Genomic DNA, 18,368 nt, shown 5'->3' with positions numbered 1-18,368 from the left:
GCCGGAGCCCGAGCGGAGTGGAGACATGAGCCAGCCCCCGGAGAGGGCACGGCTCCATCGCCCTGACAGCCCGGAGACAGCGAGAAGCCCCCCGTCGCGGGATCACCGCGGCAGGGGGCTCACGTGTGGGCGGTTACTTCTTCTTGCCCTGGGTCTCGCCAACCGGCTTTTCGAGCTGGGCATTTACTCAAGCGCAACGCTCTGAACTGCGGTCGAGTGGTTGTCATTGGTGAACGCTGGTGGCCTTCGAGGGCCCTTTGACGGCCCAGAGACGGCCCCGGGGACGGTGCCTACGCCCCCGTAAGAGCGCGGGCGACCTCACCCATATCGAGGACAACAACGTCCGCACCGACTGATCTGAGAGCTTCCTGCTTGCCCGGCTTGTTGGCATAACCGACACTCATTGCCCCGGCAGCCCCGGACGCCTCGATGTCCGTCACGGAGTCGCCGATGAGGACGGCCCGCCGCGCAGCAACGCCAAGCAGCGATGCGGCTTCGAACAGGAGATGCGGCGATGGCTTCATGCGATCCGGCCGCAGGATCGGCCTGCCAATCACCGCTTCGACGCTGTCCGACAGCCCCTGCGACGACAGGTAGGCGTGCACGCACTCGGCGGAGTTGTTGCTGACGACAGCCACCTGTCGCCCCGACTCGCGCGCGGCCTTCAGGGCTTCAGTGGCTCCGCTGGTCGGAACACCCGCAACGCTGACGGCGCGGACCTCCGCTGCGGTCAGCGCGGTCTCGACGGCGCTGAGGACGTCCTCCCCTCCCTGCCGCGAGAGCTGGTGGACCACCATCGGGTCCTCGGTCGCGCGCGCTGCGTCGCCAAGAGCTGGGGCGATCTCGGCGAGCAGGGCCGCTAGGTCCTTTGCGACGTCCGGTGCGGGGACCCCCCGAAAGACGTCGCAGATCGGACCATCGAAATCGAAGAGAACTGCGTCGCATTCAGCGAGCAGGGCGGTCAGAGCATCAGAGTGCATCCGGGGTGGCCTCCCTACCGATCGTCTCCCACACGCTGTCGAACCACATCTGCGCCTGTTCCACCTGCTGAGCTCCGCTGGACGCGTCGCCATCATTCATGGAGTGGTGGAACAGGATCGTGTCGATGCCCATCAAGTCGTAGATCTCGATGGCTTCGCCCTGCGCAACCACCTTGTTGGGCCGGATCGGGTAGTACCCGAAGAACACATCCTCCTTGTTGATCACGTAGAGCTTGAAGAACTGCGTACCGCTATGGAGCCGGACGCTCACGCTGCCTTCCTGGACCAAGCCCAGGTGCGCCAGCTCACTGATCGAGTCCGAGATACTGCGGGTGTAGCCGAGCATGATGTCGTGCATGCGGGCCCGCAGGCGGGGGTCGTCGGCGCCGTCCTCACGGCGTACAGGTGCCGCCTGCGGAACCGCCATGTCGGGAACGAGGATCCGGATTCGGATGCTCGCGGGTGTCAGGCGTCCGGTCCGGATCTTGTCGAGCGGCTCCCGCAATGCCCCATGGAGCGTCTCGCTGGAGAACCCGGCGAAGTCGATGGTCACGTTGCGGCTGGAGAATGCCTGCTCGACGTAGGGGCGCAGACCTGCCGGCCGCTCAGTCCGATGCCGGACGAAGACACCGCTGCCCTTGCGTGAGACGACGAGCCCTTCGTCTTCTAGGTCGCGAAGCGCTCGCTGAATCGTGGCGCGCGCGAACCCATAGTGCTCCGTCAGCTTGGCGTGCGACGGCAGTTTTTCCCCGGGCCCGAGCTTCCTGGTGCGGATTGCCGCGCCCAGGCTGCGGGCCACCTGCTCATACGGCGGTCGGTCGTCATCTGGGTCCAGCGGCTCAAGCTCGAAGGTCATGCCTTCGATGCTACGGCGAACCTGACTATCTGGACAGCCTGGATAGCCATGTATTGACGTGACTAGCCAGGATGGCTACGTTGTTCTCGTGCCCACCGGGCTAGCCAGGTAAGTCAGGCTAGGCGGCTGCGCTGTGGTGTCTTTATCGGCGCAGCTCAGGGGGCAAAGGGGCCCGGGACAGATCGGGCCGAGGGTGCCGGATAGCCGCAGCGGTTGGGCGGTCCTTGTCAGTCCGGACGGCAGATCTCTGCCTAAAGCGGGGCCCTAGCGGCTGTTCCTTGAACCGGCAGGCGCGTCCCCGAAAGAGATCACTGATCTACCCAACTCCGCAGCCACTCGGCTGCGGCCGGTTGCCTCCTCCGCCCGTCTCGTACGGGCGGGGCCGAGGGGAGCCGGAAACCCCGCTCCAACGGCGCGAGCCCCCGGTGTCCTACCACCGGGGGCTCTGTTCGGGCCGTTCCTGTGTGAGAGGAACACACCCAATGAAGTCCATCGCTGCACTTCAGGCCGTTGTTACGGCCACCTCGTTCGACGGTGAGCCGTCGGATGAGGAGCTGGACGCGATCGAGCAGGAACTCCCGCTGATCCTGGCAGAGGTTGACCTGCTCGACGCCCAGATCATGACGATCGACCGTCCGGCCACCGAGCTGGACGTCCGGCGGATCCGTCGGGCTCGCCACCGGGTCCTGACGGAGCGCCGGGACCTGACCAACCGCGCCGGCACGGTGCTGTCGGGCGGTGCGGCATGAGCAGGCTCACCGACCTCAGCGGCGACGTGACCGGACTGCTGACCGCGATCGTCGAAGCGCTGGACATGCCGGTGCCGTCGATCCAAGAGGCCGACGAACGGGAGCACTACCGGCTGCTGGAGCGCCGCTCGGCGGACGTGCGGATCGCCCTGGCGGTCCTGCTGCGCCACCCCGGCTCCGGTGCCCTGGACGACACCGCCCGGGACATCCGCGACCGGACGGCGTACGACCCCGTCACCTACACCACCCCGTACCGCTCCCAGGAGCGGGGGGCCGACGAGTGAACCGCGTCGGCAAGACCCTGCTCGTCCTCGCGCTGGTCGCCGTGGTCGCCATGGCGTTTCGGGTCTCGTGGAACGCGCTGCGGGACGTGGCCACCGCCGTCGGCGCGGACAAGACCGGGGCGACGCTCTACCCGTTCGTGGTCGACGGGCTGATGGCCCTGGCCCTGGTCGCCACCCTGGTGCTGACCGACCGGGCCGACAAGAAGTTCGCCCTGCGGGTCCTGGCCGCCTACACGGTCGCCTCGCTGGTGCTGAACTTCGTGCACGGGCTGGTGCCCGAGCTGCACGGCCGATCGGTCGACTGGACCCGACTGGCCGACTGGGACCCGGTCAACTGGCTGCTCGTCCTGCTCGCCACCTCACTTCCGGTCGGGTCGATCTACTTCGGCTCCGATCTGGTCGCCAAAGTCCTGCACCACCGATCGATCGACCCCGCACTTGCGGAGGAATCCACACAGACCGATACAGAACGGTCTACCCCTGACCTGCCCGCACCGGCCCTCACCCCGGTCCCGGCCCTGGCCGCGCAGGCGGAGGCCGATCGGGTCGAGCAGGTCGATTCTCCGGCCGAGACCGCCCCCGTCGATCCGGTCGCCGCCCGTGTCGTGGCGGCCGATCAGTCGGGCCCGCGTCGGGTGACCGGTCGGGTGCCCGACGCGGCTCGATCGACTCGCCCGCGCCGTACGGCCGATGAACTGATGTCCGAGGCACGGCAGGTGACCGAAGCATGGTCGGTCGAGCAGTTGACGGCCGAGGGCATCCGCAAGGCCCTGCGCACCTCGCCGGACAAGGCCCGGATGCTCCGCGACACCCTGCGCGCCGAACGCACCGCCAAGGCGGAGCCGCAGCCGCTCGGAGCCGCCTCATGACCGCCCTGCCCGTCTACCGCTGGCGCCTGGCCCCGGAGGGTCTGGCCACCTTTCGGCAGCTCCGCGCCCTGGGGCTGCGGCCGGGCGGTCAGCCGGTGGTGGCCCAGCTCGAACGGCCCCGCCGTCGGCGCGGTCCGCTGGTCGCCTACCTCTACCGCGTCGACCTGGCTCGCCCGGTCCGGCCGATGACCCCTGCCAAGCGGGCGGCGCTGGAGCGGGCGAACGCGGCCCGCCGGGTGTGCCCGGAGTGCGGGCGGGACGCCGGATACCGCATCCCGCCGACGCTCGGCATGTGCACCCCCTGCGCCTACCCCAACACCACGGCCGCGTGAGCGGCAGCAAGGAGAACCCCGTGTTCGCGACCGTGTTCGTGCTGCTCTACGTCGGTCACCTGCTGGCCGACTACCCGTTCCAGACCGACCACCAGGCCGCCCACAAGGCCGACCACAGCGCCGAAGGCTGGCGGGCCAACCTGGCCCACGCCACCACCCACGCCGCCGCCTGCGGCCCCGCCCTCACGGTCGTCATCGCCGTCCTCGACGTCACGGTCAGCCTTCCGGCCGTCCTGGTCGCGCTGGTGTGGATCGGCTCCACGCACGCGTTCATCGACCGCCGCTGGCCCGTCCGCTGGTGGATGAACCGGATGCGGCAGACCTCATGGGCCGAGCACGGCGGCGCCGCACACGTCGACCAGACCGCCCACATCCTCGCCCTCGCTCTCGCCGCCCTCACGCTGGCCGCCTAAACCCCGAAGGAGACGGTCATGAACCACCTCCCCGACCCGGTCCGGGTCGTCCAGCTCCCGGACGGCACCTATACCTACGCCGATCACCTCCCCACCCCCATCCAGCCCACCGCGACCCCGCAGGTGGTCCATCAGCACATCCACCAGGCGCCGCCCGACCGGACGGTTCAGCGGATCGCGCTCGGCTCCGGCATCGGCGCCGGCACGGTGGCGGCCGGGGTCTACTTCGGCCCCCTGCTCGTCGGCGCGCTCACCGCGATGGCCGCGAACCTCGCCCTGCTCGCCTTCCTCGCCGCCGTCCTGGCCTGGGGTGTCGTCACGGTCGTGAAGTCGATCGGCGGGCCGGAGGGGCAGGCCGCCGCCAAGTCCATCGGCAAGGCCCGCCGCTCCCGGAAGGGGAATTGACGTGGTCCAGGCCGGAGACACCGTATTGATCGTCGCGTGCGAGGACGACCCCCGCGCGATCGGCAAGACCGGCCGGGTCCTGGACGAGGTCCCGCCCGGCCCGCTCACGAACGGTCGCTGGACTGTGGACCGGATCGCGTTCTGGATCGCCCCGGTCCTGGTCCACGCCCACGAAATCCGGAAGGTGGGCTGACATGGCCGCCCAAGATCCGTACCCGAAGCTAACCGCCAAGGAGCACGCGCAGGTCGGTTGGTACGTCGCCCGCATGGCCAAGCGCTGCGTGGCCGGTGAGGACGTCGACCGGGCCGACCTGGAACGCAAGGTCGACCGCATCCTCGACAACGCCCGCAAGCGGGAGGCGAAGTGAGTACTCCTCGCATGACCTGGCGGTTCAAGCTCCAGGCGACTGACAGCAAGGGACGTCTGGGCACGCATCGTGGCCTGGTCGACTCCCACAGCGAGCAGGCCGCCCGCGAGGCCGTCATCGAGGCGGTGCAGGTCACCGGCTACCAGCCCTGCACCCCGGTGACCCTCAAGCGCCGCAAGTAGCTACGCCCCGGGGCGGTCGATCGCGGCCAAGCATCCCGACCGCCCCGGGCCTTTCCCCTCCACCCTTTCGAGCGGCAGGAGTACCCCCAGCATGACCGACAACGTCGTCCCCCTCTTCAAGGACCCCGACCCCGAACAGCCCACGGCGCCGCCCGCACCGTCCCTGACGAGCGTGCCGGAGCGCGCCGTCAAGCCGCGTCCGGTGCGGGTGTTCGCCCGCACCGGACGCGCCGTGGTCGGTGCGGTGAAGCACGAGCGGACCCGGCAGGTGGCCCGCGTCAGCGTCCGGCACGGTTCCTACGTGATCGGCGGCACGCGGATCGTGGCCCGCCGGGCGTGGGACGGGCGGACCGGCGCCCGCTACGAACGCCTCCTCCGCGCGGCCGAAGCGGCCGGGAATTACGAAGCCGCAGGCGAGTGGGAGGAGCGGCTGCACCGCTTCCGCACCGAGCGTCACAAGCGGCGCATGGACCTGCTCACCGCCCCGGAGAAGCTGGTCAAGGGCGCCGCCTACGGCGCCGGCGGATCGATCGGCGTCCTGATCGCGATCGGCATCGCCCTGGCCATAGCGAACAAGGACGTCACCGACGTCATCACCCCGCTCATGGCCCTGGTGGAACTGATCCGGCTGCTCGTCACCCTGGTCACCATCCTCTGGGGCCCCCTCGTCGCCGTCGGCCCCTGGCTCGCCCTGGCCGGGGTGTGGGCGGTCGGACGCCACCGTGGCGCCGCACCGCAGTGGGCTCTTCCCGCCCACTCGCGCAGCGATGACGCCGGAGCGCCGATCACGCCGTCCATCGTGGTCACCGCGTTGCGGGACCTGGGGGTGGCGCCGCTACGCAAGGCCATCACCGAGATGGGCGACGCCGGTGCGGCCATGCTTGGGCCGATCCGGATTGCCGGATGCGGCGTCGAAGTCGATGTCACCCTCCCGTCCGGTGTCTCCACGCAGGAGGTGCAGGGGCGCCGCAGGAAGCTGGCGGAGAACCTGGCGCGGCATGAGCACGAGGTGTTCATCCCCCTGCCCACCGCCGCCCGCACCGTGCGGCTGTGGATCGCGGACTCCGGCGCCCTGGACGAGCCGATCGGCCCCTCCCCGCTGGTCACCGACGAGACGCTGACCGCCGACTACACCAAGGGCAAGGCGCCTTGGGGCCAGGACCTGCGCGGGGACGCGGCGGCCCTGAGCCTGTATCAGCGGCACCTGCTCATCACCGGCCTGTCCAACCAGGGCAAGACCGCCGCCCTACGCGCCCTCGCCCTGTGGCTCGCCCTGGACAAGTCCGTGGAGTTCCGGGTGGCCGACCTCAAGGGCGCCGGGGACTGGGCCATGTTCGACGAGCTCGCCACGATCCTCATTCAGGGCCCGACCGATGAGCACGTCATCGAGGCCACCGAGATGCTTGAAGGCCTGGTGGTGGAGATGGAGCGTCGTCTCCAGGCGCCGCCCGGAACGAAGTTCCACCCGCTGATCGGCCTGGTGGATGAGGCGCAGGTGGCGTTCATGTGCCCGGTCAAGGATGACGAGGGGCGGCCCTACGGCGGGTCGAAGGCCACGTCCCGGTACTTCATGGCCGCCCGCAAGGTCCACAACCAGGGCCGGGCGGTGAACGTCACCCTGTGGCAGGGCACCCAGGACCCCACCGACCAGAACCTTCCCAAGCTCGTCCGCGAAGGCGCCCACACCCGCGCCTCCCTCGCCCTGGGCACTGAGTCGCAGGCCCGGATGGCCCTTGGGGACAAGGCGGTCGACGGCGGCGCCGCACCCAACCTGCTCCGCCCCGGCCTCGACAAGGGCACGGTCGTGGTCGCCTCCGACGGCATCAAGATCCCCGCCGGACAGGCCTCCATCACCGTCCGCACCCACTACATCGACACCGAGACCGCAACCGCCATCGCGGAACGCGCGAAGGCCCTGCGGGACGGGGTCACCACCCTGCACGTCATCGACCAGGGCGAGGACCGGGACGCGCTCGCGGACATCTTCGGCGTCCTCGGGGACGCGCCCCGGGTGCTGACGGCCGATGTCCTCAAGCGGCTGTCCGCGCTCAGCGAGAAGACCTACGGCACCTGGACGCCGGGCGACCTCAAGCAGGTGCTGGAGGAGGCCGGGGCGGGGCCGTACAAGTCCGACGGCCGCATGGTCGTCGGCCGCGAACGGGTCGCCCGCGCCCTGTCCAACCGCGACGGATCGGGTTCCGCTTCCGCCGAAGCCTGACAGGGAAGCACCCCCCGAACCGGCAGGGAGGCAGGGAGAACTCCCTCAGCCCCTCCCTGTCCCGCCTCCCTGGATCTGACCTGCGAAAACATTGATTTAGGGAGGCAGGGAGGCACCCTGCCGCCACCTGCGGAAACCCTCGCCACGAGCCATCCGGCAGGGGGTGACCGTGCCTCCCTGAACGACCGCAACCAGCGATTCCGGTTGCGGTCTCCACGAACGCCGAGAGCGGCCCCACAAGTCCGCCAAGACCGGGCCGCTCTCGCCTTCCAGCACGCCTCAACGAACTGGAGAAACCCAGCATGCCTCATCCGAACCAGGCCCGACGAGACCGCGCGGGGGTGCCCGCGTGAACAGCATCCCCACCACCGCCTTGGGCCTCGCCAAGCAGGGTCTTCCGGTGCTGCCCCTGCGGGTCGACAAGCGCCCCTTCGGCAACTGCCGTGCCTGCGAGGACCTCGCCTGCGGGGGACGGCCGAACATGCGGGTCCCCGGGCCGTGCGTGTGCCCGTGGCCGTGCCACGGCTGGGCGGCGGCCACCACCGACCCCGCCATCGTCGGCTCCCCGCAGTGGGCGGCGGCATGGCGGCGGGCGCGGGCGATCGGCTACCACCCCGGCGGCGCCGGCGTGACCGTGGTCGACCTCGACAACCCGGCCGCCGTCGACTGGGCCCGCTCCGCCCTCCCGCCCACCACGACGGTGGCCTCCACGCGCGGGGAGCACTGGATCTACCGGGGCACCGTGCGATCGGTGAACGCCGTCCGCGAGGGCGTCGACATCAAGTCGGCCATGTCCTACGCCCGCTGGCTCGGCCCCGGCACCGGCACCATGACCGACATCCCGGCAGTCGTACACGAGCTGGTGAAGGTGAAGCCCCCCACCCGGCCCGCACCCCGCCCGGTGGCGGTGCCCACCCCGGCCGGGGGCGGGCGGTGCCCGCACCGCTCCCCCGTCTACCTGGAGCGCGGGATCGCCATGGCTGAGCAGCGCATCAGCACCGCCACCAGCGGAGTGCACACGGCGGTCTACCGGACCTTCCTGGCGGTGCTCTCCGTCCATGGCCGGTGCGGCTGCCTGACCGAAGCGCACATCGGGCGCCTGTTCACCGCCGCCCAGGCCAAGGGCGAGTCCGCCCGGCACTGCACCGACGCGTGGGCCAACGCTTCTACGGCTTTGGGGATGTAGCCATGTCCGAGGACGAGAAGAACCCGGCCCGCCAGATCATCAGCGACTACGCGCGGGAGCACTTCCGCTACTTCCGCACGGTCGACGGCACCGTCTACGCCCAAAAGAACGGGCACCCCGTCGCCCGTCCGATCCGCTCCCAGGGCACGACCGGGAGCCACCGGCAGGAACTCATGGTCGGCCTGTTCCGCGACGGGCTCGGCGTCTTCAACGGAACCGCCTTGAAGGAGGCACTGGACTTGATCGAAGCACTCGCGCTCACCGAGGACGTCCAGCCCATCCACATCCGCGTCGCCCCCGGCTTCGACGGCGCCACCTGGCTCGACCTCGGCCGCGACGACGGCCAGTCCGTGCGTATCCACCCCAACGGCTGGGAGATCCGCACCCCCGCCCCCCGCGAAGTCTGCTGGCGACGCACCCAGCTCACCGGCGAACTGCCCCTGCCGGTGAAGGGCACCGACGGCAAGGGCATCGACCGACTGATGCGGCTGTGCAACTTCGCCAGCGCCCAGGGCGAGGCCCTGGCCCTCGCGTGGCTCGTCGGCTGCCTCGGCCCCGACGCGCCTGTCCCCGCCCCGTTCCTCACCGGCCCGCAGGGGGCGGGCAAGTCCACGGCGGGGAAGATGCTGGTGCGGATCATCGAGGGTATGAGCGGCGACCTGCGGCGCGCGCCGAAGGACGAGGAGAACCTGATCACCGCCGTCGCGGCCGGGTGGATCACCGGCCTGGACAACCTCTCCCACCTCGGCCCGGACCTCTCCGACCTGATGTGCTGCATCGTCACCGGAGCGGAGAACATCAAGCGCGCGTTGTTCACCGACGGCGACGTGGTCCGCTCCCGCTACCGTCGGCCGATGCTGCTCACCGGCATCGACGTCGGCGTCATCCGCCCCGACCTCGCCGAACGCCTCCTGCCCCTGCGCCTGGAGCGGCCCCGGGTGCGGCGAACGGAGGCGGAGCTGTGGGGCGAGTTCGCCGAAGCCCTGCCGGTGATCCTCGGCTCCGTCCTCGACCTGGCCGTCGAGGTGCGTGCGGCGCAGGCCGACATCCCCACCGACCTGCGGATGGCGGACTTCGCCCACCTGTGCGCGCAGCTCGACACGGCCCGGAACTTCGGCGCCCTGGACGCCTACCGAGCGAGCCTGGACGACCTCAACGACGACGTCATCGAAGGCGACCTCCTCGCCCAAACCGTCCTCAAGCGCGCCGCCGACATCGAGCCCGGCACCGAGGTCCGCATGACGTCCGCCGAGTGGCTCCACAGCCTCACCCAGCTCTACACCGACGAAGGAGAGTTCCGCCCCCTCCCCAAGGGCTGGCCCACCACCGGCAAAGTCCTCTCCGACCGCCTCAAGCGCCTCCAGCCCGTCCTCGCCGCACGCGGCCTCCTCGTCGACTGGGGCCGCACCAAAACGGCCCGGTACATCGAGATGACCCGCCCCATGCCCCCGGCCGACGAGCAGCAGACCGCGTTCTGACCCGCCCCTGTCGCGACCGCTCGCGCACAAGCAAGAGGAGCACCCCGGCCCCTGGCGAGGCGGTGCTCCTCTTGCTCTTCGGCGGCTTGCCGCCGCTCAAAGGGCGTGCCGCTTTGCGGCTCCCCATTCGCGTCTGAAGGCGCGCACGACAACAGAAACGACCCCGTCTTTTTCCTAAGTAGAAAGACGCTGCGTCACCTACGTCACCACGGCCCCCGAAACCGCACCTGACCTGCACCGACAGGGGTGACGCAGAGCCCGAATCTCTGCGTCATCCTGCGTCATCTGCGTCACCCCGGTGACGGACGGCCGCGTCACGGGTGACACAGGCCTCCAACCCCTGCGTCACCTGAAACCGCAGGTCAGCCCCCCGAATGACGCAGATGACGCGATGACGCAGAAATCCTGACCTCGGACACACATCGCTCTCCCGACGCCAAGCCGACGCTCGGAGGACCCGTGAAACCCGACTCCGACCCCCGCGCCGTCCTCCGGGGCGGGCTCCCCGACCGCTACCTCACCCCTGAGGACATCGCCGCGATGTTCTCCGTCCCGATCGAGACCGTCTACCACTGGCGCAAGCAGCGCACCGGCCCGCCCGGCTTCCGCGTCGGCCGCCACGTCCGCTACGACCCCGCCGCCGTGCAGACGTGGGTCACTCAGCAGAGCGAACACGACGCCGCCTGACGCACTTCCCACCGGCCCGTGCCGCCCCCACCAGGGCGGCACGGGCCTTTCCGTACACCCGAAAGGACCCACAGCACCCCATGGCCGGTCACATCCAAGACCGCTGGTACAAGACCGAGACCGACCCCAACGGCAAGCCCCGCCGAACCAAGAGCGACCGCTACGGCATCGGCCTGCGCTACCGAGCCCGCTACATCGGCCCCGACGGCACCGAGAAGTCCAAAAGCTTCCCTGACAGGCAGAAGCGCCTCGCCGAGAAGTGGCTGTCGCACATCGAGTCCGACATGTCGCGCGGTCAGTACGTCGACCCGCAGGCGTCCCGGACCACGTTCCGGCAGTACGGCGAGAAGTGGCTGACGACCCAAGGGGGAGACCCCAACACCCGCGCGTCCATGGAGTCGCAGCTCCGGCTTCACGCCTTCCCGTACATCGGCTCTCGACCTCTCGGGTCCTTCCAGCCGGAGCACATCAGGGAGTGGTTGGCCAAACTCGAAGCGAGCGGCATCCGTGGCCCGTACGCCCGAACCATCTACTCCAATGCCCGCGCGGTGCTGAGCGCGGCTGTGGACGACGGCTACCTGCGTCGCAACCCGTGCTCCGCGCGGACCGTCAAGGCGCCGGCCGTCGAGCGGAAGCGGGTCGTGCCGTGGTCGGCTCCGCGTGTATTCGCCGTGCGGGGCGCGCTGCCGGAGCGGTACCGGGCCATGGTGGACCTGGGCGCCGGGTGCGGTCTCCGTCAAGGCGAGATCCTGGGCGTCGCCGTGGACGCGCTCAGCTTCGAGGGGGACGTCCTGCACGTCGTTCAACAGCTCAAGCTGAGCCGGAGCAAGCCCGTGTTCGCCCCGCCCAAGGGCGGGAAGCTCCGGGACGTGCCGCTTCCCGGGCCCGTCGCCGACGCGCTGCGAGCCCACCTGAAGCGGTTCCCGCCGGTTGAGGTCACGTTGCCGTGGGGAACGCCCGACGGGCCCAAGGTGACCAAGCACCTGATCTTCACCGGGCCGATGGGCAACCACGTCTGGCGCACGTCGCTGAACGAAGAGGCGTGGAAGCCCGCTCTCGTCACGGCCGGCGTCATCCCCGAACCGGAGACGAAGGAGGAGCGGTACGCCGCCGCGCGCGAACACGGCATGCACGCGCTCAGGCACTTCTACGCGTCGGCGTTGCTGGACGGCGGCGAGAACATCAAGGCCGTGAGCGAGTATCTGGGACACGGCGACCCCGGCCTGACGCTCCGGGTCTACGCCCACCTCATGCCGAGCAGCCAGGAGCGCACCCGGAAGGCCATCGCCGCCGTATACGGCACGGCCCGGTAGCCGGTCCGACGGCCCAGAGACGGCCCAGGGAACGAATCAGCCCCCTACCAGCGGAGAACCCGCAGGTAGGGGGCATGATCACATGGGCTACTTCTTCTTGCCCTGGTTCTTGACCGCCTCGATGGCGGCCGCCGCGGCCGCCGGGTCGAGGTACGTGCCGCCCGGGGTGACCGGGTTGAAGTCGGCGTCCAGCTCGTAGGCGAGCGGGATGCCGGTCGGGATGTTGAGGCCCGCGATGTCGGCGTCGGAGATGCCGTCCAGGTGCTTGACCAGGGCGCGCAGGCTGTTGCCGTGCGCGGCGATCAGGACGGTGCGGCCGGCGAGCAGGTCGGGGACGATGCCGTCGTACCAGTACGGCAGCATGCGCTCGACCACGTCCTTGAGGCACTCCGTGCGGGGGCGGAGCTCGCTCGGGATCGTCGCGTAGCGGGGGTCGTGGGCCTGGGAGTACTCGGCGTCATCGGCGAGGACCGGGGGCGGGGTGTCGTACGAGCGGCGCCACAGCATGAACTGCTCCTCGCCGAACTCGGCGAGGGTCTGCGCCTTGTCCTTGCCCTGGAGCGCGCCGTAGTGGCGCTCGTTCAGGCGCCAGGAGCGGTGCACCGGGATCCAGTGGCGGTCGGCTGCCTCCAGGGCGAGCTGCGCCGTGCGGATGGCGCGCTTCTGGAGGGAGGTGTGCAGCACGTCGGGCAGCAGGCCGGCGTCCTTGAGGAGCTCACCGCCCCGGACCGCCTCCTTCTCGCCCTTCTCGGTGAGGTTGACGTCCACCCAGCCGGTGAACAGGTTCTTCGCGTTCCACTCGCTCTCGCCGTGGCGGAGGAGGATCAGCTTGTACGGTGCGTCGGCCATGCGTACGAGCCTAATGGACGCCCCCGGCCCGTACCGGCCCCGAGGGGCCCCCGACGCTTGACGCCTGCCGTCAATTGAGTGGCAGCGGACCGCCGGTTCCCCGTAACTTCCCCTGACGAAGCCCACCACTTACCTGTCCTGTCCGGGGGAGCCCGCGTGCCCGTTGTTTCGATCATACGTTCGGTGCGCGCTGCGGGCTCCGGTCTTCCCCGGGGCTTCTGGTGGCTCTGGCTGTCGACGCTCGTGAACCGCACGGGCGCCTTCGTCCTGACCTTCCTGTCGCTCTTCCTGACCCAGGAGCTGGGCTTCTCCGGCTGGTACGCGGGTGTCGTCATCGCCCTGCACGGCCTGGGCGGCATCGCGGGGTCGCCGCTCGGCGGGATGCTCAGCGACCGGTGGGGGCGGCGGCCCACCATGCTGGCCGGCCACCTCGCGGGCGCGGCCTGCGCGGCGGCGCTCGCGGTGGTGACCAGCCCGTGGGCGGTGGCGACGGTGGTGCTGCTCATGGGCGTCGCCATGCAGGCGGTCCGGCCGGCGATCAGCGCCACCATCGCCGACCAGGTGCCCGAACACGACCGGCGGCGGGCGTACGCGCTGAACTACTGGGCCCTCAACCTCGGCTTCGCCATCGCCGCGACCGGCGGCGGCGCGGCGATCGTCTTCGGCTACCGGGCGCTGTTCGTCGCCGACGCGGTCGCCACGGTGCTGTGCGCGCTGATCGTCTTCCTGCGGCTGCCGGAGACCCGCCCGCAGGCCGCCCGGGAGACCGCTGCCGCCGACGGCGTCCCGACCGACGACGCCCCTGCCGCAGCTCCCCGGCTGTCCACTCGGGACGTGCTCCGGGACGGCCCCTTCCGGACCCTGGTCCTGCTGAACCTGCTGGTCTGCACCGTCTTCAGCACGCCGTGGGTGGGGCTGCCCCTGACCATGGCCGGTGAGGGCCTGGAGCCCGACGCGTACGGCCGGGTCATCGCCGTCAACGGCGTGGTCATCGTGGTCTTCCAGCTGCTGGTCAACAAGCTGACCGAACGCAGGTCGCAGGTCGCGCTGCTGGTGCTGTCGTCGCTGCTGTTCGCCGTCGGCACGGGCGCCACAGCGCTGGCGGGGACGCCCCTGATGTTCGCGGCGACCGTGGTGGTGTGGACCGTGGGCGAGATGGTGTACGTGCCGGTCACGGCCGCCGCCACCGCCCACCTCGCGCCGGTGCACGCCCGCGGCCGGTACCAGGGGCTGATGGGCATGTCCTGGTCGATGGGCGGCTTCGTCGCCCCGATCGCCGCCGGCTGGATCGTCGAGGGGCCCGGCCCGGAGGTGCTGTGGGCGTCGTGCGCGGTCATCGGCGTGGCAGCGGCGGCCGGGTACGCGCTGCTGCTGCGCCGGGCCCTGTCCGAGGACGCGCCGAAGCACGCGGCCGCGGCTTCCCCGCGGCCCTCCCGTGGCACACCGGCCACGCAGGACGATCCGGGCACACCAGGAATGGTGGGCACACAAGGAGCGGTGGGCGTGGCGGGCGCTCTGGCCGCTCCGGTCGCCGCGATGGTCCCCGTACCCGCGGATGGTCCCGGTGCCGGGGGCGCTCCGGTCGCCTTGGAGAAGGGGGACGCCCGTGGGAAGCGGGCCGGAGGAGCCGACTCCGTCGGCTAGCGGTGCGGGCGTCCGTTCAGGACTCCGGGGGCGTACGGACACGGGGGTGCCGTACGCCCCCGGTTCCCGTCCACGTCCCGGGGGTCTCGCTCCCCGGGCGGCGGCGGGCCCGGCCCGGTGGAAGCGGCGGGCTCACGGGCGGGGCAGAGCCGGGGCGGCGCGCTCGTACGCCTGTGGCCGGCATCGGAGCGGCCGGCCGGCAATCTCCTGCGGCCGGTGTCCGAGTGGCCGGTCGGTGGTTTCCCCTGCGGCCGGGGGTCACTTCGACGGCTGCGTCAGGTGGCTGAAGGCGTCGAGGTTCCGCGTGGACTCGCCGCGCGCCACCCGCCACTCGTACTCCTTGCGGATCGCCGTCGCGAAGCCGAGCTCCAGGAGCGTGTTGAAGGCTCCGTCGGCGGCCTCCAGGACGGAGCCCATGAGGCGGTCCAGTTCGTCGGGCGTGACCGCCGCCAGCGGGAGCTTCCCCGTCAGGTAGATGTCGCCCAGCCCGTCGACGGCGTAGCCGACGCCGTACAGCTTGAGGTTGCGCTCCAGCAGCCAGCGGTGGACGGCCGCCTCGTTCTCGTCGGGGTGGCGGATCACGAAGGCGTTCAGGGACAGCGAGTGGTTGCCCAGGCGCAGGGACAGCGTCGTGGAGAGCTTGTGGGTGCCGGGGAGCGTGACGACGTACGTCCCGGGTGCCGGGGACTCCCAGGGCAGGTCCGCGTCACGCAGCGCGGACTCGACGACCTGCCCCGCGTCGGACTGCCCGGAAGGCTTTCCCGAGGGTTTCCCCGAGGGCCTTCCGGCTCCGGGGCTCTGGGGCGGGTGGGGCTGCCGGGACGGCTCGGACTGCTCTGTCTGCTCTGCGTCAGCCATGGCCCGAGCGTACGCGACGGCGGTGATCGTGCATCGCAGCCGCGTACACGTCGGCCGTGGCGGACGCCGCCCGGTCCCAGCCGAAGCAGCGGGCGTGGCGGGCCGCGGCCTCGCCCAGGCGTGCGGTGAGTCCCGGCTGGTCCACGAAACGGCGCAGCACGCGCGCGTAGTCGGCCGGATCGTGCCCCTGCACCAGATAGCCGGTCTCACCGTCCCGGACCGCCACCGGCAGGCCCCCGACGGCCGCCGCCACGACCGGCGTGCCCGTGGCCTGCGCCTCCACGGCGACCAGCCCGAAGGACTCGCTGTGCGAGGGCATGACCAGCACGCTGGCCGCGCGGAACCAGTCCGCGAGCTGGGGTTGCGCGACGGGCGGGTGGAAGCGGACCACGTCCGCGATGCCCAGGGACGCGGCCAGCTTCTGCAGGCCCTCCGGCTTGGCGAGGCCGCTGCCGCTCGGCCCGCCCACCACGGGGACGACCATGCGGGAACGCAGGCCCGGGTCCTCCTCCAGGAGGCGGGCGGCCGCGCGCAGCAGCACGTCCGGTGCCTTGAGGGGCTGTATGCGGCCCGCGAAGACCGGGATGAAGGCGTCCACCGGCAGGCCCAGGCGCCGGCGGGCCGCCGCCCGGCCGTCGGCGGGCCGGAAGCGGTCGAGGTTCACGCCGGGGTGCACGACCGCCACGCGCGCCGGGTCGGCGTCGTAGTGGCGGACCAGTTCCCCCGCCTCACCCTCGGTGTTGGCGATGAGCCGGTCGGACGCCTGGACGATCCGGGTCTCGCCGATCACGCGGGAGGCCGGTTCCGGGGTGTCGCCGGCGGCGAGCGCGGCGTTCTTGACCTTGGCCATGGTGTGCATGGCGTGCACCAGCGGGGTGCGCCAGCGGTCGGCGGCCAGCCAGCCGACGTGGCCGCTGAGCCAGTAGTGCGAGTGGACGAGGTCGTAGTGGCCGGGGCGGTGCACGGCCCACGCGCGCATCACCTCGTGGGTGAACGCGCACAGCTGGGCCGGCAGGTCCTCCTTGTTGAGCCCCTCGTACGGCCCGGCCTCGACGTGGCGCACGAGCACGCCCGGTGCGAGCTCCACGGCCGGCGGCAGGCCGCCCGCGGTGGCGCGGGTGAAGATCTCCACCTCGACGTCGATGGCGGCGAGACGTTTCGCCAGCTCGACGATGTAGACGTTCATGCCGCCCGCGTCGCCCGTGCCGGGCTGGTGCAGCGGGGAGGTGTGGACGCTGAGCATGGCGACCCGGCGTGGGGCGCGGTAGCCGCGGTACGCCCTGGGGGGACCGGGCGGCCGGAGCCGGGGCGGCGGTACCAGGGTGCCGGCGAGCCGGGACACGTACTGGCTCACGTCGTCGGTCCTTCCGCTCGGGAGCAGGTCGGGCGCGGGCAGGGCACAGCGACGGAGAGGGCGGACGGCGGTGTCCGTGCTCCTCTCCGTAGGGGGGAGAACACCGCAGCGGCCCCTTTCATTTCCGCTTTGCCAATTCATTACGAGACCCGGTCGTCCACCGGACTGCCGGGCGGCTGCCGACCGCGTACGGCGGGGAGTCCGGCGGGTGGCGCCCTGCCCCCGTCACCCGGCCGGGGAGCCGGTCCCCCTGCCGGTCGCCCGGCCGCGGGGGCCGGTGAGCGGGTGCCCCGGCGGCCCGGCGACGACCGGGGTCGGTTCACCGCGGCCGGGCGACCGGGGTGGGGCGGCGCCCGCCGGACCACCGGGCGGCCGGGCGCCGCGCCGACCCCCGCGGCAGGACCGCCGGGCGACCGGGACCCGGGAGGCCCCGCGGTGGGGGCGGGTGGGTCGCTTAGGCTCGTGGGCATGGTTCCGCGCAGTTCCCGTTCCGCCGGCGGCCGCCCCGTCGGCACCGCCACCCGCGGGACCACCAACCCGAACCGGCTGCGCCGCATGGACCGGTGGATCGCCTCCGTGCACGGCCCGGCCCTGCGGCGTGCCGCCGACGCGCCCCTCGCGGTCGACCTCGGGTACGGGGCCGCTCCCTGGACCGCCGTGGAACTGCTGACGCGGCTGCGGCGGGACGCCGACCCGCGGGCACGCGTCGTGGGCGTCGAGATCGATCCTGAGCGGGTCACCGCCGCCCTGCCCTACGTCCGTGAAGGGCTCACGTTCGTCCACGGGGGCTTCGAGGTGCCGGTCGCCGGCCCGGTCGCCCTGATCCGGGCGGCGAACGTGCTGCGCCAGTACGAGGAGGACGAGGTCCCCGCCGTGTGGGCGCGGCTGTGCGCGCGCCTCGCGCCCGGCGGGCTGCTGGTGGAGGGCACCTGCGACGAGATCGGGCGGCGCCACGTGTGGGTCGCCCTCGGCCGCGAGGGGCCGCGCACCGTGACGTTCGCCACGCGGCTGGGCTCGCTGGAGCGGCCGTCGGACCTCGCGGAGCGGCTGCCGAAGGCGCTGATCCACCGCAACGTCCCCGGAGAGCCGGTGCACGCGTTCCTCCGGGACGCGGACCGGGCCTGGGCGGCGGCCGCGCCGTACGCCTCGCTGGGGGCCAGGCAGCGGTGGATCGCCACGGCGGCGGCCCTGGCGGCCGACTGGCCGCTGGTGGACGGGCGGCGGCGGGTGCGGCAGGGGGAGCTGACGGTGCGCTGGGAGGCGGTGGCCCCGCGGGGCTGGGCGCCGGGTTCGTTGTCGTAGGCGCCTGTTACTTTCGCTGGTGACATGGCACGATCGCCGGG

At 71.6% G+C, this 18,368-nt stretch carries 21 protein-coding genes; 16 read left to right on the top strand and 5 right to left on the bottom strand.

Translation table 11 applies throughout. The features are described from left to right. Positions 1-290 precede the first annotated feature (290 nt). On the bottom strand, positions 291-980 hold the full coding sequence (locus BJP40_RS13555; protein WP_071280584.1) for an HAD family hydrolase: 690 nt from the start codon (positions 978-980) through the stop codon (positions 291-293). Then, the gene (locus tag BJP40_RS13550; RefSeq protein WP_071280583.1) at positions 970-1,836 is read right to left on the bottom strand and encodes a winged helix-turn-helix domain-containing protein; all 867 of its coding nucleotides are present in this window, start codon (positions 1,834-1,836) and stop codon (positions 970-972) included. The genes BJP40_RS13555 and BJP40_RS13550 overlap by 11 nt, the downstream gene beginning before the upstream one ends. 482 nt (positions 1,837-2,318) lie before the next feature. Between BJP40_RS13550 and BJP40_RS13545 the strand changes: the two genes are divergently transcribed. The 14 genes from BJP40_RS13545 to BJP40_RS13490 all read left to right on the top strand — a co-directional run bounded on the left by BJP40_RS13545 (position 2,319) and on the right by BJP40_RS13490 (position 12,320). Beyond that, on the top strand, positions 2,319-2,585 hold the full coding sequence (locus tag BJP40_RS13545) for a DUF6284 family protein (protein ID WP_071280582.1): 267 nt from the start codon (positions 2,319-2,321) through the stop codon (positions 2,583-2,585). Beyond that, on the top strand, positions 2,582-2,869 hold the full coding sequence (locus BJP40_RS13540) for a hypothetical protein (RefSeq protein ID WP_071280581.1): 288 nt from the start codon (positions 2,582-2,584) through the stop codon (positions 2,867-2,869). Before BJP40_RS13545 ends, BJP40_RS13540 begins: the two co-directional genes overlap by 4 nt. Continuing rightward, positions 2,866-3,738 carry a DUF2637 domain-containing protein gene (locus tag BJP40_RS13535; protein WP_071280580.1) on the top strand — a complete coding sequence of 291 codons (873 nt, stop codon included), beginning with the start codon at positions 2,866-2,868 and terminating at the stop codon, positions 3,736-3,738. The genes BJP40_RS13540 and BJP40_RS13535 overlap by 4 nt, the downstream gene beginning before the upstream one ends. Then, positions 3,735-4,070, top strand: a complete 336-nt coding sequence (locus BJP40_RS13530; RefSeq protein WP_071280579.1) for an RRQRL motif-containing zinc-binding protein — start codon at positions 3,735-3,737, stop codon at positions 4,068-4,070. The genes BJP40_RS13535 and BJP40_RS13530 overlap by 4 nt, the downstream gene beginning before the upstream one ends. After that, on the top strand, positions 4,067-4,483 hold the full coding sequence (locus BJP40_RS13525) for a DUF3307 domain-containing protein (protein ID WP_371258636.1): 417 nt from the start codon (positions 4,067-4,069) through the stop codon (positions 4,481-4,483). The genes BJP40_RS13530 and BJP40_RS13525 overlap by 4 nt, the downstream gene beginning before the upstream one ends. A gap of 18 nt (positions 4,484-4,501) precedes the next feature. Next, positions 4,502-4,888 carry a DUF6251 family protein gene (locus tag BJP40_RS13520; protein WP_071280577.1) on the top strand — a complete coding sequence of 129 codons (387 nt, stop codon included), beginning with the start codon at positions 4,502-4,504 and terminating at the stop codon, positions 4,886-4,888. Between the two features lies 1 nt (position 4,889). Beyond that, positions 4,890-5,081 (top strand): hypothetical protein, encoded by a 192-nt coding sequence (locus BJP40_RS13515; protein ID WP_071280576.1) that lies wholly within the window; start codon positions 4,890-4,892, stop codon positions 5,079-5,081. Between the two features lies 1 nt (position 5,082). Continuing rightward, entirely contained in the window at positions 5,083-5,256 is a 174-nt protein-coding gene (locus BJP40_RS34260; RefSeq protein WP_177204377.1) for a DUF6257 family protein, read from the top strand. After that, a complete protein-coding gene (locus tag BJP40_RS33630) occupies positions 5,253-5,438 on the top strand; it encodes a hypothetical protein (RefSeq protein WP_143065944.1) in 186 nt (61 codons plus the stop codon). Before BJP40_RS34260 ends, BJP40_RS33630 begins: the two co-directional genes overlap by 4 nt. 91 nt (positions 5,439-5,529) lie before the next feature. Next, positions 5,530-7,656, top strand: a complete 2,127-nt coding sequence (locus BJP40_RS13510) for an FtsK/SpoIIIE domain-containing protein (RefSeq protein WP_071280575.1) — start codon at positions 5,530-5,532, stop codon at positions 7,654-7,656. Between the two features lie 349 nt (positions 7,657-8,005). After that, entirely contained in the window at positions 8,006-8,842 is an 837-nt protein-coding gene (locus tag BJP40_RS13505; protein WP_071280574.1) for a bifunctional DNA primase/polymerase, read from the top strand. 2 nt (positions 8,843-8,844) lie between these two features. Further along, positions 8,845-10,320, top strand: a complete 1,476-nt coding sequence (locus BJP40_RS13500) for an ATP-binding protein (protein WP_071280573.1) — start codon at positions 8,845-8,847, stop codon at positions 10,318-10,320. A gap of 459 nt (positions 10,321-10,779) precedes the next feature. Continuing rightward, on the top strand, positions 10,780-11,007 hold the full coding sequence (locus BJP40_RS13495; protein WP_071280572.1) for a helix-turn-helix domain-containing protein: 228 nt from the start codon (positions 10,780-10,782) through the stop codon (positions 11,005-11,007). Between the two features lie 80 nt (positions 11,008-11,087). Beyond that, positions 11,088-12,320 (top strand): site-specific integrase, encoded by a 1,233-nt coding sequence (locus BJP40_RS13490; RefSeq protein WP_071280571.1) that lies wholly within the window; start codon positions 11,088-11,090, stop codon positions 12,318-12,320. An 87-nt stretch (positions 12,321-12,407) separates the two neighbouring features. On the opposite strand, the gene BJP40_RS13485 is transcribed toward BJP40_RS13490, so the two are convergent. Next, a complete protein-coding gene (locus BJP40_RS13485) occupies positions 12,408-13,169 on the bottom strand; it encodes a phosphoglyceromutase (RefSeq protein WP_071266862.1) in 762 nt (253 codons plus the stop codon). Positions 13,170-13,352: 183 nt separating this feature from the next. Between BJP40_RS13485 and BJP40_RS13480 the strand changes: the two genes are divergently transcribed. Beyond that, the gene (locus tag BJP40_RS13480) at positions 13,353-14,813 is read left to right on the top strand and encodes an MFS transporter (protein WP_226962593.1); all 1,461 of its coding nucleotides are present in this window, start codon (positions 13,353-13,355) and stop codon (positions 14,811-14,813) included. A 258-nt stretch (positions 14,814-15,071) separates the two neighbouring features. Here BJP40_RS13480 and BJP40_RS13475 read toward each other — a convergent pair whose 3' ends face one another. Together BJP40_RS13475 and mshA are read right to left on the bottom strand one after the other, a co-directional pair. After that, positions 15,072-15,671 carry a YbjN domain-containing protein gene (locus BJP40_RS13475; RefSeq protein ID WP_079169069.1) on the bottom strand — a complete coding sequence of 200 codons (600 nt, stop codon included), beginning with the start codon at positions 15,669-15,671 and terminating at the stop codon, positions 15,072-15,074. After that, complete coding sequence (mshA, locus tag BJP40_RS13470; RefSeq protein WP_071266860.1) at positions 15,664-17,025, bottom strand: D-inositol-3-phosphate glycosyltransferase; 1,362 nt, start codon at positions 17,023-17,025, stop codon at positions 15,664-15,666. Before mshA ends, BJP40_RS13475 begins: the two co-directional genes overlap by 8 nt. A 468-nt stretch (positions 17,026-17,493) precedes the next feature. Here mshA and BJP40_RS13465 point away from each other — a divergent pair, with 468 nt between their 5' ends. After that, positions 17,494-18,327 carry a class I SAM-dependent methyltransferase gene (locus tag BJP40_RS13465; RefSeq protein WP_071266858.1) on the top strand — a complete coding sequence of 278 codons (834 nt, stop codon included), beginning with the start codon at positions 17,494-17,496 and terminating at the stop codon, positions 18,325-18,327. Positions 18,328-18,368: the final 41 nt, after the last annotated feature.

Origin of the sequence: Streptomyces sp. CC53, assembly GCF_001865245.1 — a bacterium.
GTDB lineage: Bacteria > Actinomycetota > Actinomycetes > Streptomycetales > Streptomycetaceae > Streptomyces.
The sequence above is the reverse complement of the archived record's forward strand: the minus strand, read 5'-3'. Positions and strand labels throughout refer to the sequence as shown.